We start from the raw sequence: 19,892 nt of genomic DNA on the forward strand, positions 1-19,892 counted from the left end.
TTCACCAAGACAGCCGGTGCCGGTCTGCCGGCCCGGCCCCGAACGGACTTCGCATGACCACCCAGGATTTCCATCCGTCCCGCCGGACGGTCCTTTCCGGCGGCACCGCCCTTGCCGTCGCGGGTAGCGGCCTGCTGACCGCGGTCGCCGGCACCGCCGTCGCCGCCGAAAAGACGGCTACCCGTCCAGACCAGACCAAAGGAACGAAACCCATGCTCCAGGGCAGCCACGTCACCACCAAGGACGGCGTCCAGATCTACGTCAAGCAGTGGGGTCCGCAGACCGGCCAGCCGGTGGTCTTCAGCCATGGCTGGCCGCTGACCGGCGACGCCTTCGAAGACCAGATGATGTTCCTGGCCCAGCACGGCTACCGCACCATCGCCCATGACCGCCGCGGCCATGGCCGGTCGTCGCAGCCGGGCTTCGGCAACGATCTCGACCATTACGCCGATGATCTGGCCGCGGTGACCGAGGCGCTGGACCTGAAGAACGCCGTCCATGTCGGCCACTCCACCGGCGGCGGCGAGGTCGCCCGCTACATCGGCCGCCATGGCGTGTCGCGCGTCGCCAAGGCGGTGCTGATCGGCGCCATCACGCCGATCATGGTGAAGACCGACTGGAATCCGGACGGCGTGCCGATGGAGGTGTTCGACGGCATCCGCGCCAGCGTGAAGGCCGACCGGTCGCAGTTCTTCAAGGACCTGACCATCCCCTTCTACGGCTACAACCGGCCGGGCGCCAAGGTCTCGCAGGGCGTCATCGACAGCTTCTGGCTTCAGGGCATGATGGGCGGTCTTCAGGCCGAATATGAGTGCATCAAGGCCTTCTCAGAGACCGACCAGCGCGACGATCTGAAGAAGATGATCGTCCCGACGCTGGTCCTGCACGGCGACGACGATCAGGTTGTCCCGCTCGCCACCACCGGCAAGGCCGCCGCCGCGCTGCTGCCGAAGGGCACCCTCAAGGTCGTCTCCGGCGGTTCGCACGGCATGTGCACCACGCAGAAGGACCTCGTGAACGAGGAATTGCTGGCCTTCATCCGCGCCTGACCGGTCTGCGGGATACTGTCCTTCTGGCGGCAACAATTATATTCCGACCCATCGGATTGTCCCGCAGAGCCACCCCGTGCCATTGTCCCTTCAGACGGCGGCGCCGCCGAAAACGGCAGCCAACCCCTTAAAAATCCACACGGAACAGGAAACGATCATGACCTTCAACGCCAAGTCGCTCATCAACGCCGATGACACCGTCTTCATCTTCATCGATCACCAGCCGCAGATGTCCTTCGGCGTGGTCAACATCGACCGCCAGCAGCTGAAGAACAACACCATCGCCCTGGCCAAGACCGCCAAGCTGTTCGGCGCCTCGACCATCGTGACCGCCGTGGAGACCGAGAGCTTCTCCGGCTACATCTGGCCGGAACTGATGGACGTCCTGAAGCAGGACCCCATCGAGCGCACCTCGATGAACAGCTGGGACTCCGAAGAGCTGGTGGCCGCGGTCAAGGCGACCGGCAAGAAGAAGCTGGTCATCGCCGCGCTGTGGACCGAGGCCTGCCTGCTCTACCCGACCCTGTGCGCCATCGAGGAAGGCTTCGAGGTCTACATCGTCACCGATTGCTCGGGCGGCACCTCCAAGGAGGCCCATGACGCCGCGGTCCGCCGTATGGAGCAGGCCGGCGCCCATTCCATCACCGCGATCAACGTCTTGCTGGAAATCCAGCGCGACTGGGCCAAGCGCGAGAGCTACGACGGCGTGATGAACATCGTCCGCGAGCATTTCGGCGCCTACGGCATGGGCGTCGATTACGCCTACACCATGGTCCACAAGGCCCCGCAGCGCGGCGAATTCCCGCACAAGGTGGTCGGCGGCCTCAAGCACGAGCACGCCTGATCCAACGTTGTCCGGTGCCCGGTTCCGGCCGGGCACCGGCCCCCATTTGACGGAACAGCTTCAGACCGGGAGTCCGGACCCATGATGCCCTATCTCCTTTCGGCCGGCGCCGGCATCCTGGTCGGTGTCATCTATGCGCTGATCGGCGTCCGTTCGCCGGCCCCGCCGACCATCGCGCTGATCGGACTGCTCGGCATGCTGGTCGGCGAACAGGTGGTGCCCGTCGTCAAGCGGTTGATCGCCGGCGAGCCGGTCGTCGCCTTCATCCAGACCGACTGCGCGCGCCACGTGCTGGGTCCGCATGCCGGCGTCGCCGCACCGCAGGTGGAGTCCGATCCGGCTGGCAAGGGAGGAAAGGCATGACGCCTCCCCCCATCGACCGCCGGAAAGCGATGGCGGGAACTGCCGCCGCATCCCTGCTAGCATCACCGCTGCTGTCCACCCTCGCGTCCAGACCCGGGAATGCCGCCATGCCGAACACTGCCGCCCCGAATCAAGCCGCCGGCGATCTGATCCTCGTCAACGCCAAGGTCACCACGCTCGACCGCGCCAACCCGCAGGCCAGCGCCATCGCCATCCGCGACGGCCGCTTCCTCGCCGTCGGCACGGAGGCGGAGGTACGCGCCGCGGCTCCCCAGGCGACGGTGATCGACGCCAAGGGCCGGCGGGTGATCCCCGGGCTGATCGACAGCCACATGCACATCATCCGCGGCGGCCTGAACTACAACATGGAGCTGCGCTGGGACGGCGTGCCGAGCCTCGCCGACGCCATGGCGATGCTGAAGCAGCAGGCGGCCATCACCCCGGCGCCGCAATGGGTCCGCGTCGTCGGCGGCTTCACCGAGCACCAGTTCGCCGAGAAGCGCCTGCCGACCATCGAGGAGCTGAACGCCGCCGCCCCCGACACGCCGGTCTTCATCCTGCATCTCTACGACCGCGCCCTGCTGAACGCCGCGGCCCTGCGTGCCGTCGGCTACACCAAGGACACGCCGAACCCGCCGGGCGGCGAGATAGTCCATGATGCCGCCGGCAACCCGACCGGCCTGCTGCTGGCCCAGCCGAATGCGACGATCCTCTATTCGACGCTGGCGAAGGGGCCGAAGCTGCCGCCCGAGTACCAGCTGAACTCGACCCGCCATTTCATGCGCGAGATGAACCGGCTGGGCGTGACCGGGGTGATCGACGCCGGCGGCGGCTACCAGAACTATCCCGACGACTACGCCATCGTCGAAAAGCTGCATGCCGACGGCGAGCTGACGCTGCGCATCAGCTACAACCTGTTCACCCAGAAGCCGAAGGAGGAGCTGGCCGATTTCGCCGGCTGGGCGTCGAAGGTGAAGCCCGGCGACGGCGACGACAGCTACCGCCACAACGGCGCCGGCGAGATGCTGGTCTATTCCGCCGCCGACTTCGAGGATTTCCGGGTCGCCCGCCCCGACATGCCGCCCAACATGGAAGGCGATCTGGAGCCGGTGATCCGCCTGCTGGCCGAGAACCGCTGGCCCTGGCGCCTGCACGCCACCTACGACCAGACCATCAGCCGCGCGCTCGACGTGTTCGAGAAGGTCAACCGCGACGTTCCCTTCGACGGGCTGCACTGGTTCTTCGACCATGCGGAGACGATCAGCGACCGCAACATCGACCGCATCGCCGCACTCGGCGGCGGCATCGCCGTCCAGCACCGCATGGCCTACCAGGGCGAGTATTTCGTCGAGCGCTATGGCGCGAAGGCCGCGGAACAGACCCCGCCCATCGCCAAGATGATGGCGGCCGGCCTGCCGGTCGGCGGCGGCACCGACGCCACCCGCGTCGCCAGCTACAACCCGTGGGTCTCGCTGTCCTGGCTGGTGACCGGCCGGACGGTGGGCGGCCTCAGCCTCTATCCGCGCGCCAACCTGCTGGACCGCGAGACGGCGCTGCGGCTGTGGACGGAGGCCAACACCTGGTTCTCCAACGAGCAGGGCAAGAAGGGCCAGATCAAGGCCGGACAGCTCGCCGACCTCGCCGTGCTGTCCGATGACTTCTTCTCGGTGCCGGAGGACCGCATCGTCCACCTGACCTCGGTGCTGACCATGCTCGGCGGTGCCGTGGTCCATGGCGAGGGCGATTACGGCCCGCTGGCGCCGCAACTGCCCAAGCCGATGCCGGACTGGTCGCCGGTGCGGACCTTCGGCGGATATTACAAGTCGGCCGACAGGGGAGCGGGCGACCAGCGTCAGGCGCTGGCCTCGGCCTGCGGCTGCGCCACCGGCTGCGGCGTCCATGGCCACGACCATGCCGCCGCCTACGCCGCCGACGTGCCGGCCGCCGACGTGCAGTCCTTCTGGGGTGCGCTCGGCTGCGGCTGCTGGGCGGTTTGATCCCACTCTTCCCTCTCTCCTGAAGCGGATCCCCTCTCCCTCCCGGGGAGAGGGGGATTCCCACCTTCTCCCAAACCGGGAAACCCGCCATGACCCTCCGCTCCTTCGAACGCCCAGCGGAACGCATCGTCGACCGCATCCTCGACTGGGACGGCACATGGCTGCTTGCCCGGTTGGCCCTGGTCGGCGCCTATCTGCTCGGCGGCTTGGTCAAGCTCACCGACTGGCCGGGCGCCGTCGCCGAGCAGGCGCATTTCGGCCTCACCCCACCGGCCCTTTGGGCGGCCCTGACCATCCTGGTCGAGCTGGTCGGCCCGCTGCTGATCCTGCTGGACCGGGCGCTGTGGCTCGGTGCCGGCGCGCTCGGCGTCTTCACCGTTCTCGCCGCCCTGATCGCCAATGATTTCTGGATGATGGCCGGTCAGGAGCGCTTCATGGCGACCAACGCCTTCTTCGAGCATATCGGGCTGGTCGGCGGCTTTGCGCTTGCCGCGATCGTCTCGCGGATGCGCCGCCGCTTGGGCATGAACCGGTAAGCGAAGGAAAACGCCCCGCCCTCATCGCCCTCCACGATAACAGAACAGCGGACCCCAGCATGTCGCCATCCGGTCAGTTCGAACTCGTCCTCGGCCTGATGGCGGCGATCATCGTGCTGGAACTTGCGGCCAAGCGGCTGCGCATGCCGCCCTCGGCCGTGCTGGTGCTGGGCGGCATTGCGCTCGCCCTGATCCCCGGCCTGCCGGAGATCACGCCCGATCCCGATCTGACCCTGCTGCTGTTTTTGCCGCCGCTGCTGTTCGCCAGCGCCTATTTCACGGTGTGGAGCGACTTCCGCGCCAACCTGCGCATCATCCTGCAACTGGCCGTCGGGGCGGTCGCCTTCACCACGCTGGCGGTCGGGGTGGCCGCCCATCTGGTGATGCCGTCGCTGCCCTGGGCGGCCTGCTTCACGCTGGGCGCCATCCTGTCGCCGCCCGACGCGGTCGCCGCCAAGGCGGCGCTGAAGGGTTTGCCGCTGCCGCCGCGCATCGTCACCCTGCTGGAAGGCGAAAGCCTGGTGAACGACGCCACCGGGCTGGTGCTGTTCCGCATCGCCATCGCCGCCGGGATGACCGGCACCTTCGAGGCCGGCCATGCCTCGCTGGAGTTCCTGTGGCTCGCCATCGGCGGTGTCGCAGCCGGCGTGGTCTTCGGCCACATCGCGGCACTGCTGCTGGGTCGCCTGCGCGACGTGCCGCTCAGCATCGTCGGCGGCTTCCTCGCCGCCTGGGGCAGCTATCTGGGCGGCGAGGCGCTGGAGGTGTCGGGCGTGCTCGCCACCGTCGGCTGCGGTCTGGTGATGGGCCGGCGCCAGCACGACCTGTTCACCGCGCAGCTGCGCACCCACGCCAACGCGGTGTGGGCGGTGGCGGTGTTCCTCATGGAATCGATGGTCTTCATCATCATCGGCCTGTCGCTACGCGGCGTGCTGGGCCGGCTGGAGGCCGCCGGCACCGGCCTGACCGACCTGTTGCCGATGATCGTCGCCGTCACCCTGGCGATGATCCTGTCGCGCTTCGCCTGGCTCTTCCCCTCGACCTACCTGCCCCGCTTCCTGTTCCCGAGCTTGCGGCGGCGCGACCCTTACCCATCGGTGGCTGTGCCGGTGATCATGGGCTGGGCGGCGATCCGCGGTGTGGTCAGCCTTGCCGTCGCCCTGTCGGTTCCGGTGGAGTTTCCCGGCCGCGACATCATCCTGGCGACCACCTGGGCGGTGATCCTGGTGTCGATCCTGGGACAGGCGACCACGCTCGCCCCGCTGATCCGCAGGATGCGGCTGGGCGGTTTCACGCTGGAGCGCCGCCCGACCCTGTCGGAATCGGAAGCCCGCATCCGCATGGCCCGCGCGGCACTGGACGCGGTGCGCAAGCGGTCGGACACGGCCGACGGCCGGCAGCGACACCCGCGCCTGCTCGAACAATACGGACACCGGGCGACGATGGCCGAGCGCTTCCACGAGAGCGAAGGCATGCTGACGGAGGACCGGCGCGAGCATTTCGCCGCTGTCCTGGCCGCCAACCGCGCCGCCCGCACGGAAATCCTCGGCCTGCACCGCGGCGGCCGCATCCACGACACGGTGCTCCACCGGCTGGAGGCGGAACTGGATCTGGAGGAACTGGGCGCGGAGCAGGCGCTTGCGGAGGGGGAGGCTGCGGGGTGAGCTGACCAGTTCCCTCTCCGGCCCCGGGAGAGGGCGATTAACTGTCCCCCTCAAGCCGCCTCGCCCACCGAGGCCGGCTTCGCCGCGCGCAGGATCATGCCGAACAGATCGCGCGGCTCGTCGGGATCGGCCAGCATGTCGAGATTCTCGAAGAATCCCGTCCCTGCCACCTTGTCCCGGACATAGCGCAGGGCGGAGAAGTCCTCCGTCGCGAATCCCACCGAATCGAACAGCGTGATCTGCCGCGCATCGCGCCGGCCGACCGCCTGGCCGGTCATCACCGTCCACAGCTCCGTCACCGGATGGTCGGGGGCGAGCTGCTGGATTTCGCCCTCGATCCGCGTCTGCGGCGGATATTCGACGAAAATGTCCGACCGCAGCAGGATGTCGCGGTGCAACTCCGTCTTGCCGGGGCAGTCGCCGCCAACCGCGTTGATGTGGACCCCGGCCCCGACCATGTTGTCGGTCAGGATCGTGGCATACTGCTTGTCGGCGGTGACGGTGGTGATGATCTGCGCACCCTCCACCGCCTCCTCGGTCGATTTGCAGGCGGTGATTTCGAAGCCCTGGTCGCGCAGGTTGCGCACGCATTTCTGCGTCGCCACCGGGTCGATGTCGTAGAGCCGCAGTTTCCGGATGCCCAGCAGCGCCTTGAAGGCCAGCGCCTGGAATTCCGCCTGCGCCCCGTTGCCGATGATCGCCATGCAGGAGGCATCCTTCGGCGCCAGATGCTTCGCCGCCACCGCCGACGTGGCAGCGGTGCGCAACGCCGTCAGGATGGTCATCTCCGTCATCAGCACCGGATAGCCGTTGCCGACATCGGCCAGCACGCCGAAGGCGGTGACGGTCTGCCGCCCCTCCCGCGTGTTCTTCGGATGGCCGTTGACGTACTTGAAGCCATAGGTGCGGCCGTCGCTGGTCGGCATCAGTTCGATCACGCCCTCCGCGCTGTGCGAGGCGACCCGCGGCGTCTTGTCGAAGCTCTCCCAGCGGCGGAAATCCTCCTCGACATAAGCCGACAGCTCGGTCAGGAAGCGTTCCACGCCGATGTGCAGCACCAGCTTCATCATGTGGTCGACGCTGACGAAGGGAACGAGGTTCAGGTTCGGGATCATGGTCAAACGCTCCATTCGCTCAGAAGCTGCGGGTGGGGTAGTCGAGAACGCGGCGCCCCATCAGGCTCGCCAGCAGTTCCACCATCAGGGTCGCGGTGCGGCCGCGCTCGTCCAGGAAGGGGTTCAGCTCGACCAGATCGACGCTGCTGACCAGACCGGTGTCGTGCAGCATCTCCATGATCAGATGGGCTTCGCGGAAGGTGGCGCCGCCGGGAACCGTGGTGCCGACGCCGGGCGCGATGCCGGGATCGAGGAAATCCACGTCCAGGCTGACATGCAGCAGTCCGTCCGCCTCCACCACCCGCTCGAGGAACGGGCGCAGCAGGGCGACGATGCCGTGTTCGTCGATCTTGCGCATGTCATGGACGGTGATGCCCGAGGTCTCCAGCGCCCGCCGCTCGGCCGGATCGACGCTGCGGATGCCCATCATGCAGACATTGTGCGGATCGAGCCGTGCCGGCGCCGGCGGGAAATAGCCGTCGAAGCCGGCCAGCCCGGTGGCGTAGGCCATCGGCACGCCATGCAGGTTGCCGCTCTCCGTCGTCTCCAGCGTATGGAAATCCGGATGCGCGTCCAGCCACAGCACGAACAGCGGGCGCCGCATCCCGGCGGCACGCTGCGCCAGCCCGGTCAGAGTGCCGGCGGCGAGGCTGTGGTCGCCGCCCAGGAAGATCGGCATGGCGTCCTGCCCGGCGCTCGCCTCGTACGCCACCTGGGTCAGCGCCGCGGTCCAACCGGCCACTTCCGGCAGGAATTTCAGCGCGGCGTTGCCATGCGCCGGCGGCCGCTGCGGCAGCGGCGCGACGTTGCCCAGGTCGGTCACGCTGTGGCCCAGGTCCGCCAGCGCCTTGGCGATGCCGGCGGTGCGGTAGGCGCTGGGTCCCATTTCGCAGCCAAGCCGGCCCGCCCCATCCTGCACCGGCACGCCGACCAGCCGGCACTGCTTCGTTTTGGTCTTGTGGTAGGACATTGTTTGGTCTCTTGCCTGTTCCTCTCACCAGCAAACCACAGGCGTCCGGCGGAACGGACAGGGCAATTTGACAAATGTCGACAATCTGCCTACCAAACTGAACAGCCAAGCTTGCCAGAATGTCGGAAGGCTCATGACCATGACGCTCGACCAGCTCGACGAGAAGCTCATCACCCTGCTGCGCCATGACGGCCGCCGCAGCATTTCCGACCTCGCCATCGAACTCGGCGTCTCGCGGGCGACGGTGCGCTCGCGGATGGAACGGCTGGAAAGCTCCGGCATCATCACCGGCTACACGGTGATCCTGCGCGCCGACACGGTGGAGGCGCCGGTGCGCGGCATCATGCTGATCGAGGTGGAGGGACAGGCGACCGACCGAGTGGTTCGCACGCTCAGCGGCTTCCCCGAGATCATGGAGATCCACAGCACCAACGGACGCTGGGACCTGATCGTCGAGCTGTCGGCCGGCAGCCTGCCGGAATTCGACGGGGTGCTGCGCCGCATCCGCCTGATCCCCGGCATCACCACCAGCGAGACCAACCTGCTGCTGAACACCCCGCGCAGCACGCGCGCCCGGCTGTAGGCCACCCGCAACTTGCCAATCCGCGCAGTCCAAGCTTCCATTCTGGCAAGTTTGGCCGATTTTCCTGTCACTTTTCCCTCTTCCGGCCGCCGTCTGCTTCGCTGATGCTCCGCCCCACCAACGAATTCGGGACGCCGCATGGACCAGCATCGCATCGCCACCGATCCTATCGCCAGCGTCGGCCGGAACGTTCCGGCCCACCGCCACCCTCCCTCCAACCCCGCCGCGACGGTTGCCGTCCAGGCGGACGGCCTGCACAAGCGGTTCGGATCGCTGGAGGTGTTGAAGGGCGTGTCGCTGACCGCCCGCGAAGGTGACGTCATCACGCTGATCGGCTCCTCAGGGTCCGGCAAGAGTACGTTGTTGCGCTGCATCAACATGCTGGAAGTCCCTGATGAAGGACGCGTCACCATCTGCGGCGAGACCATCGCGATGAAGACGGCGCGCGGACGGACCCTGCCGGCCAACTCCCGTCAGGTCGACCGCATCCGCATCAGCCTCGGCATGGTGTTCCAGAACTTCAACCTCTGGAGCCACATGACCATTCTGGAGAACGTGATTGAGGCGCCGGTCCATGTGCTGGGCGTGCCGAAGGCCGAGGCCATCGACCTCGCGCGCAGCCTGCTGGACAAGGTCGGCATCCTGGGCAAGGCCGATTGCTACCCGATCCAGCTGTCGGGTGGCCAGCAGCAGCGCGCGGCCATCGCCCGCGCCCTTGCCATGCAGCCCAAGGTGATGCTGTTCGACGAACCGACCTCGGCGCTCGATCCCGAACTGGTCGGTGAGGTGCTGCGCGTCATCCGCCAGCTGGCGGACGAGGGCCGCACCATGATCCTGGTGACGCACGAGATGGACTTCGCCCGCGAGGTCTCGTCCAAGGTCGTCTTCCTCCACCAGGGCCGCATCGAGGAGGAAGGAGCACCCGACATGGTACTGACCAATCCCGAATCCGACCGCGTGCGACAGTTCCTCTCCCGCCACCTCTCCGCCGCCTGAATAAAGGAGGGGGTGCGCCACACAAGCGCAGGCCTCCCGGCTTTCGCGACGATGACGGCCGACGGACGCCTGTGCCAAAGTCCGCCGTCCCGCGGCCGGCACGGATCGCAACAGCCGGACCCGAGCGGACAAACGAACACAGGATACCAACCAATGAAGAAGATCCTTTTGGCCCTGGTGCTGGGCGCCCTGGCCGCCGGCAGCGCCGTTCCGGCGATGGCGAAGGATGCAAAGAAGATCCGCATCGCGTCCGAAGGCGCCTTCGCGCCGTGGAACGGCATGGATTCGTCGGGCAAGCTGGTCGGCTTCGAGATCGACCTTGCCTGGGACCTGTGCAAGCGCATCGAAGCCGATTGCGAACTGGTCGCCATGGATTGGGACGGCATGATCCCGTCGCTGCAGCAGGGCAAGATCGACGCCATCATGGCCGGCATGACCATCACCGACGAGCGCAAGAAGGTCATCGCCTTCGCCGGCCCCTACGGCACCGAGCAATCCACCTTCGCCACCCTGAAATCCTCCAAGCTGGCCGGTGCCGGCGTCGGCGCCGAGCGCGTCGACCTCGCCGACGAGGCTGCTGCCAAGCCGGCGGTCGCCAAGCTGGCGGAGCTGCTGAAGGGCAAGACGGTGGGCGTCCAGACCTCGACCATCCAGGTCGATTTCCTGGAGAAATATCTGCCGGACGTGACCGTGCGCAATTACGACAAGATCGACAACGCCGCCATCGATCTGGCCGCCGGCCGCGTCGATGCGATCTTCGGCGACCGTTCGCCGGTCGAGGCGCTGATGCGGGCCGCGGGCACTGACAAGATGACGCTGTTCGGCCCGGCGATGACGCGCGGCGTGCTGGGCGAGGGCATGGGCGTCGGCCTGCGCAAGGCCGATGCGGACCTGAAGGGCCGTCTCGACAAGGCCATCGCCGATGCCAACAAGGACGGCACCATCGCGACCCTGAGCCAGAAGCATTTCGGCTACGACGTTTCGGTGCGGTGACCCCGATGCTGGACCTCCTCGACTCCGGGCTAACCTCCGGGCTGCACGGCTGGGGGCCGCAGCTCCTCTCCGGAACGGCGATGACCGTCGCGGTGGCGCTGTCGGCCTTCCTGCTGGGTCTCGCCTTCGGCGCCGCCGGCGCCGCCGCCAAGCTCAGCGACAGCCTGGTGTTGAGGGGGCTGGCGGAGCTTTACACCACTGCCGTCCGCGGCGTGCCCGAACTGCTGGTGATCTACCTGCTGTTCTTCGGCGGTTCGGGCATGATCATGACGGTGGCCGGACTCTTCGGCTACGGCGGCCTCATCGAACTGAACGCCTTCTCCATCGGCGTCGCCGCCGTCGGCCTGATTTCCGGCGCCTATTCGACCGAGGTCATCCGCGGCGCCGTCAAATCGGTGCCCTACGGCCAGATCGAGGCGGCGCGAGCCTGCGGCATGGGGCGCTGGCGCATCCTGCGCCGGGTTCTGGTGCCGCAGACCCTGCGCTTCGCCCTGCCCGGCCTCGGCAATGTCTGGCAGCTGACGCTGAAGGACACCGCGCTCATCTCCGTCACCGCCCTGGCCGAGATCATGCGCGTCGCCCACACCGCCGCCGGCTCCACCCGGCAATCCTTCCTGTTCTACAGCGTCGCCGCACTGCTGTACCTCGCGCTGACCACCGTCTCGACGACGGCGTTCCAGCAGGCCGAGCGTTATGCGAGCCGCGGCGTGCGGAGGGCCTGACGATGAACTGGACCCTGATGTGGGACAGCCTGCCGCGCCTGCTGGCGGCCCTGCCCCTGACTCTCGAACTGGTGGCGCTGGCGCTCGCCTTCGGGGCCGTTCTGGCCTTCGCCACCGCCCTTCTGCGCCTGTCCGGCAACCGGGTGGCGGTGGCCCTGACCTCGGCCTACACCTTCATTTTCCGCGGCACGCCGCTGCTGGTGCAGATCTTCCTGATCTATTACGGCCTCAGCCAGATCGACCTCATCCGCGACAGTTTCCTCTGGCCAATCCTCAGCCAGCCGATGTGGTGCGCCATCCTGGCACTGGCGCTCAACACCGGAGCCTATACTTCCGAGATCCTGCGCGGCGCCATCGAGACGGTGCCGCAGGGGCAGGTGGAAGCGGCGCGGGCCTGCGGCATGTCGCGGGTGCGGCTGTTCCGCCGCATCGTCCTGCCGGTGGCGATCCGCCAGATGCTGCCGGCCTACGGCAACGAGGTGATCCTGATGGTGAAGGCCAGCTCGCTCGCCAGCACCATCACGATGATGGAGATCACCGGCGTCGCGCGGCGGATGATCGCCCAGACCTTCGCGGTCTTCGAGATCTTCATCGTCGCCGGCATCCTCTACCTGCTGATCAACTTCGTCGCCACCCGCCTGATCAAACACGCGGAATGGCGCATGACCCCCTATCTGCGGGCGCGGGCCTGACGCGCGGCATTCATGCTATCCTGTCGTCCGGCCCAGACTAAAACAATAACCGGACGACATGACCACCGCCGTCAGCGACCAGGACCGCCTGATTTCCACCCCTACCGGCGCAGGCATCGGCCGCCTTTACGTGAAGGACTGGACGCCCGCCGCGGCCGGCGGGCTGCCGCCGATCCTGCTGTTCCACGATTCGCTCGGCTGCGTCGATCTCTGGCGCAGCTTCCCGGCCCGCCTTGCCGCCGCGACTGGAAGGCGGGTGATCGCCTATGACCGGCTGGGATTCGGCCGCTCCGATCCCCACCCCGGCACCCTCCCCCGCGATTTCGTCGCCGCGGAGGCGCGGGACGCCGTCCCTCTCCTGCTCGACAGTTTCGGCATCGGCGATTTCGTCGTCTGCGGCCACAGCGTCGGCGGCGGCATGGCGGTGGAGACGGCGGCGCGCTTCCCCTCCCGCTGCCGCGCGCTGGTGACCATCGCAGCCCAGGCCTTCGTCGAGGAGCGCACGCTGGACGGCATCCGCGAGGCGAAGCAGGGCTTCCAGGATCCGGCCCAGCTGGCCCGTCTGGCGAGATACCAGGGCGACAAGGCGCGCTGGACGGTCGACGCCTGGACCGAAAGCTGGCTGTCGTCGGCCTTCGCCGACTGGACCCTGGACGCCGCCCTGGCGAATGTCCGCTGCCCGGTTCTGGCCCTGCATGGCGACCGCGACGAATACGGCTCGGCCGAGCACCCGGCCCGCATCGCCGCCGGTCGCGGAACCGTCCGCCTGCTGCCCGACACCGGCCACGTCCCGCACCGCGAATGCGAGGAGGAGGTTGTCGAGGCGATCCGGTCTTTCCTCAGCGAACCCTGACGCCCGCCCCGTCCGCTCCCAGCGCTGACTCCAGCAGTTCCGCAAGCTCCCCGACCCGGTAGGGCTTCGGCAGCACCCGCACCCCGTCGATGCGGGCGATGTCCTCGCTGTAGCCGGTGGTCAGCACCACCGGCAGCCCGGGGCGCAGGCGCCGGGCGGTGTGGGCCAGATCGATGCCGTTCATCGCCCCCGGCATCACCACGTCGCTGAACAGGATGTCGATCCGCAGGGCCCGGTCGTTCAGCAGCCCCAGCGCCTCCTCCGCATTGCCGGCGCGCAGAACGGCATAGCCCAACTCGTCGAGCGCCGCCGCCACCATGCTGCCGACGATGGGGTCGTCCTCCACCAGCAGCAGTCGCCGGCCGGCCCCGCGCGCGGTGTCCAGCAACCGTTCCTTTGCGTGTGCGGCCACCGGCTTGACCGTCCGTGGCAGGAACAGCGAGACGGCGGTGCCCTGACCGGGCGCGCTGTCGATCTCCACCCGGCCCGACGACTGGCGGGTGAAGCCATACACCTGCGCCAGCCCGAGGCCGGAGCCCTTGCCGACCTCCTTGGTGGTGAAGAAGGGTTCGAAGACGCGGGCTTTCACCTCCGCCTCCATCCCGGTGCCGGTGTCGCTGACCGTCACCTGTACCAGATCCCCGCTTGCTCCATCCGCCGGCCGGTTGCGGGCGGTGACGCGCAGCCGGCCCCCTTCGGGCATCGCATCGCGCGCATTGACGGCGAGGTTCAGGATCGCCAGCTCGAACTGGGTCGGATCGACCTCCACCGGCCACAGCCCCGGTTCCACCTGCGTCTCCAGCGTGATGTCGGCGCGGATGGCGCGGGTCAGCAGGTCGGCCATGCCCAGCAGCCGGTCGCGGACATCCATCGGCTCCGGCCGCAGGGTCTGCCGGCGGGCGAAGGCCATCAGCTGCTGCACCAGCTTGGCGCCGCGGTCGATGGCCTGCTGGCCGGTTTCCAGCAACGGCTGGATCGACGGCTCCTTCGCCCGCCGCCCGACCAGTTGGAGGCAGCTGGACAGCGCCTGGAGCAGGTTGTTGAAGTCATGGGCGATGCCGCCGGTCAACTGCCCCATCGCCTCCATCTTCTGGCTCTGGCGCAGGGCGGCCTCAACCCTCTCGCGCTCGGCGATTTCGGCGTTCAGCGCCCTGTTGGCGGCGGACAGGTCGCGCGCCCGTTCCGCCAGATCGTGGTTCGCCCGCGCCAGCGCCGCCTGCGCCGCACCGAGCACCAGCACGATCAGCAGAGTCATCGCCAGCAGCAGCGCCATGCCGACATAGCGTTCGGCCCGGCGGGCGAAGGGTTCCACCTGCGTGCGCAGCGACACGCTGCCGATGGCGCGGCCGTCCTGCACAACCATGACGGTCACCGTCAGATGGTCGCCGTCGAAATGATGCCCCGGCGGCTCCGCGGTCGCCTGCATCGGCGCCATGCCGCCGGCGGTGTAGGCGGCGAACAGCGCGCCGCTGCCGTCATAGACGCCGGCCGCCTCGAACTCCGGGCTGGCGGACAGCGCCGCCAGATACTCGCTGGCGGAGGTCCGGTCGTTGAAGCTCAACGCCGCGGTGACGGTCGCCGCCAGGATCCGCGTCTGCACCTCCACGTCGCCCGTCCGCTCGTCGCGATAGGCATTTTCGCTGGCCAGCGCCATCAGCCCGCCGGCCACCAGCAGGACAATCACCGCCAGCGCGGTCAGGCGCGGCGTGTGCCGCCAGAATCCGGCCAGATCGGTCACGTTCCGCTCTCCTGCTTCCTCATGGCCGAACCGCCAGACTCATCAGCTTGGAACTGATCGCCAGCCGGTTGTCCTGGGCCGCCGCCGCATCGATGACGAAACGGACCCGGTCCTCCTGCAACACGAAGGTGATAACCGCCCCGGCGGCCGATCCGCCCGGCGCATCGGCATCGCTGACCGTCAGAACAGGCTCGCCGCGCAGCCGGTCCATCGCCATTGTCCCATACAGCAGATGGCAGCCCGACCCTTTTTCGAACTGCGGCCGGCGCATCAGTTCGATCGGCCGTCCGCCGGCGCTCTGTCCGGCGACAGCCCGGTCCAGCACTTCGCCGAACGGGTCCGGCCCTTCCACGCAAAGGCGGAACGGGCTGTCCGCCGTGGCGAAGGCACCCGGCGGCCAGGCCACGAAGGCGATGAATTTGTAGAGGAAGGTCGCCTTCACCGCCGCTTCCAGCGGCTCTGCTGATGCAATCGACACCGGCGCGCCTGCCAGCACCAGCAGCAGGCTCAGCGCCAGCGGACTGCACCAGCGGATGGGCCGCTCCTCCATGCTCAAAACCCCACCCGCATGCGCGCATAGACGCTCCGTCCGATGGCGCGCGGCGTGGTGCTGGACGGGTCGTAGGCCTCCAGATGCCGGGCATGCAGCAGGTTCTGGCCGAACAGCGACAGCTCCAGGGCCGGGGTGACGTGCCAGCCCAGATGCAGGTCGGCCTCGGTATAGGCCGGGACTTTCGACACCGCGACCCGGCCGACCCGGCGCAGGGTGGCGTCGAACTCCACCTCCGGCGTCAGGTTCATCTGCGAGCGCAATTGAAGCTGATAGGCCGGATCCTGGCCGGCGGCCTGGAAGTTGGACAGGTCGTTCGCCCCCGGCTTCAGCCGCAGGTTCTTGTGCAGCCAGTTGGCGCCGGCATGCAGGGTCCACCAGCCGGTCAAGCCATAGCTGCCCCAGCCTTCGACGCCGTAGGTGTTTCCCTCCATATCGTTGCGCAGCATGATCGGCAGGCCGCCGCTGGTCAGGCTGGTGGTGCGCAGGTCGTCATAGACATTGTAGAAGGCCGACAGCGCCACCCGGCTGTTCGCCACGGGCCGGCCGCGATAGCCGACCTCATAGGCTACCAGCCGCTCCGACTGGAAATCGGGAGAGGGGGCCAGGACGCCGGCCCCCGACAGTTCGCGGTCGACCCGCGACGGCGTGCGCACCGAGCGGCTGACAGCCGTCCACAGCATGTGGTCGTCCGACAGCCGCCAGGCGAGCCGCAGGTTGGGCAGGATGTCGAAGCCGGAGTAGCTGTTGTATTCCGCCTTCATCCCGACCGTCAGCTTCAGCTTCGGCGCCAGCGTGACCTCATCCTGGGCGAACAGGCTTCCCAGCGAGATCGTCGCGTTATCCTCCGGGAAACCGAGGGACACCCGCGAGCGGAAGGCCGACTGCCACACACGGTACTGCGCGCCCCAGACCAGCTGGTGCCGGCTGCCCAGCGCCACATTGTGCTGGGCCTGAACGTCGACGGTCTCCAACCGGTCGGTGGCGACCGCATAATCGCGGGTCTGCTGGTCGTAATAGGCCTGCAGCTGTACCGACGACCCGTCGCCCAGCCTGTGCGTCCACCGCCCGAGCAGGTTCCCGCCATGCAGCGAGGTGTCGAGCCACTCCGTATGGTTGTGGAAGAGATCGCCTTGCATGGTGTAGGAGGCCGCGCCGCCCGCCGCGGTGCCATCCAACCGGAACCCGGCCTGGGAGCCGTCGAAGGCGTCGGTGGTCACGTCGCCCCGCACCGCCGCGAAGCTGCTGCGCCGGTCGAAGCCGGTCAGATAGCCGCGCAATGCCAGTCCGCCATCCGCGGCCTTGACGCCGTAACGCAGGGTGCCGTTCCGCTCGCCGGAGCCGGCGCCGATTTCGGCGAAACCGCCCTGGCTGTCCGCGGCGGGCCGGGTGATGACGTTGACGACGCCGTTGACCGCGTTGGCGCCCCACAGCGTGCCGCCGGGGCCGCTGACCACCTCGATCCGCTCGATCTCCGACAGCGGGACGTTGATCGCTTCCCAGAAGACGGTGGAGGCGACCGGCGAATAGACGCTGCGGCCGTCGACCATCACCTGAAGCTTGTTGGCGGCTTCCGGCGAGTTGAAGCCGCGCGCGGAGATCGTATATCCGGCGGTGTTCAGCCGGGCCACCTCCAGGTTCGGCGCCAGCCGCAGCGCTTCGGGCAGGCTGGTGGCGCCGGACCGCCGGATCTCCTCGGCCGTGATGACATAGACCGCCGCCGCCGCGTCGCTCAGCGGCTCCGGCCGCTTGGAAATGGAGGTGACCCTGATCGTCCCCAGTTCTTCGAGCGACAGGGTCGAGAGATCCTCGACCGTCTGGGCCGGCGCCGCATGCGGGGTCAGAACCAGAGACAGCGTCAGGAGGGCGCCCAGCCTGCGGGCGGGACCAACGGCTCCCCCGGTTCTCTTGCACCGGCTTTCACGACGGAGGGCTGCCCATGGCATCGACGCTTGGTTGCTCTGTTCAGTGTCTGCACGAACGAGCTTTATAGCAGTCTTGAGCGTGGCATCGCGCTAGGCGGAACGGCCGAACTCTACCTAGAGCTTTCGGGCGTCTGACCAGGACGGCCGGACAGCCGGTCACGCTCCGCCCGCAGCAGAGCGAGTTTCGCCTCCAGCTTGCTGATCTTCCTGTCGAGCTTGCGCAGCCGCTTGCGCGGCGTCTTTTCCTCGGCCGATCCGGCTTCGCTGCCCTGCCGGGCGTTGGCCCCAATTCTGGCATTGACCGCTGCCTTGGCAGCATCGCTCAGCCGCTTCCACCCCTTCACCTCCGCCTTGGTGCGGTGGCAGCCCAGGCAATTGCCGTCGCCGCCGAAGCGGCAGAGGCCGATGCACGGGTTCCCGCTGTCGATTTTCTCTGTCCTGTCGCTCTGCTTTCGGCTCAAGGGGGCCTGCCACATGGTCGTCTCCGGTCGTCGACAATGTGCGGCGTTATTGCCGTCCGGCAATGGCGGCCGGCGGAAGGCTGGCATGCCTGCAACCCGGAAGCGCTTCGACAAATCGTCCGAATGCATGGATCCCTCGAAAAGAAATCCATACAAAGATGCGACACACCGCCGCACGACGACTTCAGGAGCCGAATTCACCCTACAATCGCCTTGCCGCATCCGTACAAATGATCCATACAAACCCCATCGCCGAATGGCCGCTTCTCCATACGCCAAAGAGCATGGACGGGCGCCCGGACGGCTTCTTCGTGCCAGGTGATCCATGCCCAGCGATGCGCCCATCATCACCCGCCGCCCCGACCATGCGGCGGACACTCCGGACCCGCCATCGGCCTACGCCTCCCACCGCAAAATCCATCCCAAGGCGGTGCGCGGGCGGTACCGGCGGCTGAAGACATGGCTGGGCGTGGTCCTGCTGGCGCTGTTCGCCATCCTGCCCTGGCTGCGCTGGGACCGCGGACCGGGGCTGCCCGATCAGGCGGTGCTGTTCGATCTGGGCAGCCAGCGCTTCTACATCTTCGCCCTGCAGCTGTGGCCGCAGCATGTCTATTACATCACCGGCGTGATGATCATCGCGTCCATCGGCCTGTTCCTGGCGACGGCGCTGGGCGGCCGGGTCTGGTGCGGCTTCACCTGTCCGCAGACGGTGTGGACCGACCTGTTCGTCTGGGTCGAACGGCGGGTGGAAGGCGACCGCGGCGACCGCATCCGGCTGGACAAGCATCCCTGGACCGCCGGCTGGCTGGCGAAGAAGACGGTCAAGCACGCAGGATGGCTGGCGATCTCCCTGGTCACCGGCTTCATCGGCATCGCCTACCTGACCGATGCGCCGTCCCTGGCGACCGATCTGCTGCGCTTCGACGCCTCGGCGCTCGCCGCCGGCTCCGTCCTGTTCATCGCCGCCTGCACCTATGCCATGGCCGGCTTCATGCGTGAACAGATGTGCTTCTACGTCTGCCCCTGGCCGCGCATCCAGGCCGCCATGCTGGACGAGGAAAGCCAGGTCGTCACCTATCAGGACTGGCGCGGCGAAGGGCGCGCGCCCCTGCGCAAGAGCGAGGGCTGGGACACCCGCACCCACAAGGGGTTCGGCGACTGCATCGACTGCGGCCAGTGCGTCCATGTCTGCCCGACCGGCATCGACATCCGCGACGGCATCCAAATGGAATGCATCGGCTGCGGCCTGTGCGTCGACGCCTGCAACGACGTGATGGCGCGCATCGGCCGGCCCGGCGACCTGATCCGCTTCGACACCCTGACGGCGCAGGCGGCGAAGGCGGCCGGCACCCCGCCGCCCCGCTACCGGCTGATCCGGCCGCGCACCATCGTCTATGGCCTGATGCTGGTCGTTGTCGGCGGTGTAATGGCAATCGCGCTGGCGATGAAGTCCAGCAACGACGTCTCCGTCCTGCGCGACCGGGCGCCGCTGTTCGTCACGCTCACCGACGGCCGCATCCAGAACGCCTACACCATCAAGATCGCCAACATGTCGCTGACGGACCGCCACTACCGCCTCAGCCTGTCCGGCCTTCCGCAGGCGAGCCTCAGCCTGTCCGGCGACGGCACCGAGACCGGCGAGCTGTCGCTGTCGGCCCGCGCCAACGCGGTGGAAACCTACCGCATCCAGGTCCGCGTGCCGCAGTCCGCCCTGCCGGAGTCCTCCACCCCGGTGACCGTCGTCCTGACGCCCGACAGCGGCGCCGGCCAGCCGGCCCGGCACGACAGCGTCTTCCTGGCACCGTGACCCTCCCGCCGGAGGACTGCCCCTCTCCCGTCGG

Annotated in this window: 19 protein-coding genes; 13 read left to right on the top strand and 6 right to left on the bottom strand. The window is 68.0% G+C overall.

Going from position 1 to position 19,892, the window contains the following annotated elements; translation table 11 throughout:
* Positions 1-212 precede the first annotated feature (212 nt).
* The 6 genes from ABNQ38_RS01070 (at position 213) to ABNQ38_RS01095 (ending at position 6,453) form a co-directional block, all read left to right on the top strand.
* Entirely contained in the window at positions 213-1,049 is an 837-nt protein-coding gene (locus tag ABNQ38_RS01070) for an alpha/beta fold hydrolase (protein ID WP_377806210.1), read from the top strand.
* Positions 1,050-1,206: 157 nt separating this feature from the next.
* Positions 1,207-1,893: a hydrolase gene (locus ABNQ38_RS01075; protein WP_109447953.1), complete on the top strand. Its 687-nt coding sequence runs from the start codon at positions 1,207-1,209 to the stop codon at positions 1,891-1,893.
* Positions 1,894-1,974: 81 nt separating this feature from the next.
* The gene (locus tag ABNQ38_RS01080) at positions 1,975-2,256 is read left to right on the top strand and encodes a XapX domain-containing protein (RefSeq protein ID WP_377805252.1); all 282 of its coding nucleotides are present in this window, start codon (positions 1,975-1,977) and stop codon (positions 2,254-2,256) included.
* 107 nt (positions 2,257-2,363) lie between these two features.
* On the top strand, positions 2,364-4,253 hold the full coding sequence (locus ABNQ38_RS01085) for an amidohydrolase (RefSeq protein WP_377805253.1): 1,890 nt from the start codon (positions 2,364-2,366) through the stop codon (positions 4,251-4,253).
* Positions 4,254-4,342: 89 nt separating this feature from the next.
* Positions 4,343-4,789 (top strand): DoxX family protein, encoded by a 447-nt coding sequence (locus ABNQ38_RS01090; RefSeq protein ID WP_377805254.1) that lies wholly within the window; start codon positions 4,343-4,345, stop codon positions 4,787-4,789.
* Between the two features lie 59 nt (positions 4,790-4,848).
* Positions 4,849-6,453, top strand: coding sequence for a Na+/H+ antiporter (locus ABNQ38_RS01095; protein ID WP_377805255.1), 1,605 nt, complete (start codon positions 4,849-4,851; stop codon positions 6,451-6,453).
* A 50-nt stretch (positions 6,454-6,503) separates the two neighbouring features.
* Here the strand turns inward: ABNQ38_RS01095 and ABNQ38_RS01100 are convergent, their stop codons facing one another.
* Both ABNQ38_RS01100 and rocF read right to left on the bottom strand, forming a co-directional pair.
* Positions 6,504-7,574: an ornithine cyclodeaminase gene (locus ABNQ38_RS01100; protein WP_377806211.1), complete on the bottom strand. Its 1,071-nt coding sequence runs from the start codon at positions 7,572-7,574 to the stop codon at positions 6,504-6,506.
* 13 nt (positions 7,575-7,587) lie between these two features.
* A complete protein-coding gene (rocF, locus tag ABNQ38_RS01105) occupies positions 7,588-8,538 on the bottom strand; it encodes an arginase (protein WP_377805256.1) in 951 nt (316 codons plus the stop codon).
* A 133-nt stretch (positions 8,539-8,671) separates the two neighbouring features.
* Between rocF and ABNQ38_RS01110 the strand changes: the two genes are divergently transcribed.
* From ABNQ38_RS01110 to ABNQ38_RS01135, 6 genes are all read left to right on the top strand, one after another.
* A complete protein-coding gene (locus ABNQ38_RS01110) occupies positions 8,672-9,121 on the top strand; it encodes an Lrp/AsnC family transcriptional regulator (RefSeq protein ID WP_377805257.1) in 450 nt (149 codons plus the stop codon).
* Between the two features lie 138 nt (positions 9,122-9,259).
* Positions 9,260-10,117, top strand: coding sequence for an ABC transporter ATP-binding protein (locus ABNQ38_RS01115; protein ID WP_377805258.1), 858 nt, complete (start codon positions 9,260-9,262; stop codon positions 10,115-10,117).
* A 153-nt stretch (positions 10,118-10,270) separates the two neighbouring features.
* A complete protein-coding gene (locus tag ABNQ38_RS01120; protein WP_377805259.1) occupies positions 10,271-11,110 on the top strand; it encodes a transporter substrate-binding domain-containing protein in 840 nt (279 codons plus the stop codon).
* Positions 11,111-11,115: 5 nt separating this feature from the next.
* A complete protein-coding gene (locus tag ABNQ38_RS01125; protein WP_377805260.1) occupies positions 11,116-11,832 on the top strand; it encodes an ABC transporter permease in 717 nt (238 codons plus the stop codon).
* A gap of 2 nt (positions 11,833-11,834) precedes the next feature.
* A complete protein-coding gene (locus tag ABNQ38_RS01130; RefSeq protein WP_377805261.1) occupies positions 11,835-12,524 on the top strand; it encodes an ABC transporter permease in 690 nt (229 codons plus the stop codon).
* Positions 12,525-12,582: 58 nt separating this feature from the next.
* The gene (locus tag ABNQ38_RS01135) at positions 12,583-13,377 is read left to right on the top strand and encodes an alpha/beta fold hydrolase (protein WP_377805262.1); all 795 of its coding nucleotides are present in this window, start codon (positions 12,583-12,585) and stop codon (positions 13,375-13,377) included.
* On the opposite strand, the gene ABNQ38_RS01140 is transcribed toward ABNQ38_RS01135, so the two are convergent.
* From ABNQ38_RS01140 to ABNQ38_RS01155, 4 genes are all read right to left on the bottom strand, one after another.
* A complete protein-coding gene (locus ABNQ38_RS01140; RefSeq protein ID WP_377805263.1) occupies positions 13,364-15,115 on the bottom strand; it encodes an ATP-binding protein in 1,752 nt (583 codons plus the stop codon). The genes ABNQ38_RS01135 and ABNQ38_RS01140 overlap by 14 nt on opposite strands.
* Before the next feature lie 19 nt (positions 15,116-15,134).
* The gene (locus tag ABNQ38_RS01145) at positions 15,135-15,665 is read right to left on the bottom strand and encodes a YfiR family protein (RefSeq protein WP_377805264.1); all 531 of its coding nucleotides are present in this window, start codon (positions 15,663-15,665) and stop codon (positions 15,135-15,137) included.
* A gap of 2 nt (positions 15,666-15,667) precedes the next feature.
* Positions 15,668-17,611, bottom strand: coding sequence for a TonB-dependent receptor plug domain-containing protein (locus ABNQ38_RS01150; protein WP_377805265.1), 1,944 nt, complete (start codon positions 17,609-17,611; stop codon positions 15,668-15,670).
* An 89-nt stretch (positions 17,612-17,700) separates the two neighbouring features.
* Positions 17,701-18,066, bottom strand: a complete 366-nt coding sequence (locus ABNQ38_RS01155; protein WP_377805266.1) for a DUF1289 domain-containing protein — start codon at positions 18,064-18,066, stop codon at positions 17,701-17,703.
* A gap of 310 nt (positions 18,067-18,376) precedes the next feature.
* Here ABNQ38_RS01155 and ccoG point away from each other — a divergent pair, with 310 nt between their 5' ends.
* A complete protein-coding gene (gene ccoG, locus ABNQ38_RS01160) occupies positions 18,377-19,858 on the top strand; it encodes a cytochrome c oxidase accessory protein CcoG (protein WP_377805267.1) in 1,482 nt (493 codons plus the stop codon).
* Positions 19,859-19,892 lie beyond the last annotated feature (34 nt).

The sequence above is a fragment of the Azospirillum sp. A29 genome (assembly GCF_042604625.1).
Lineage (GTDB): Bacteria > Pseudomonadota > Alphaproteobacteria > Azospirillales > Azospirillaceae > Azospirillum > Azospirillum palustre.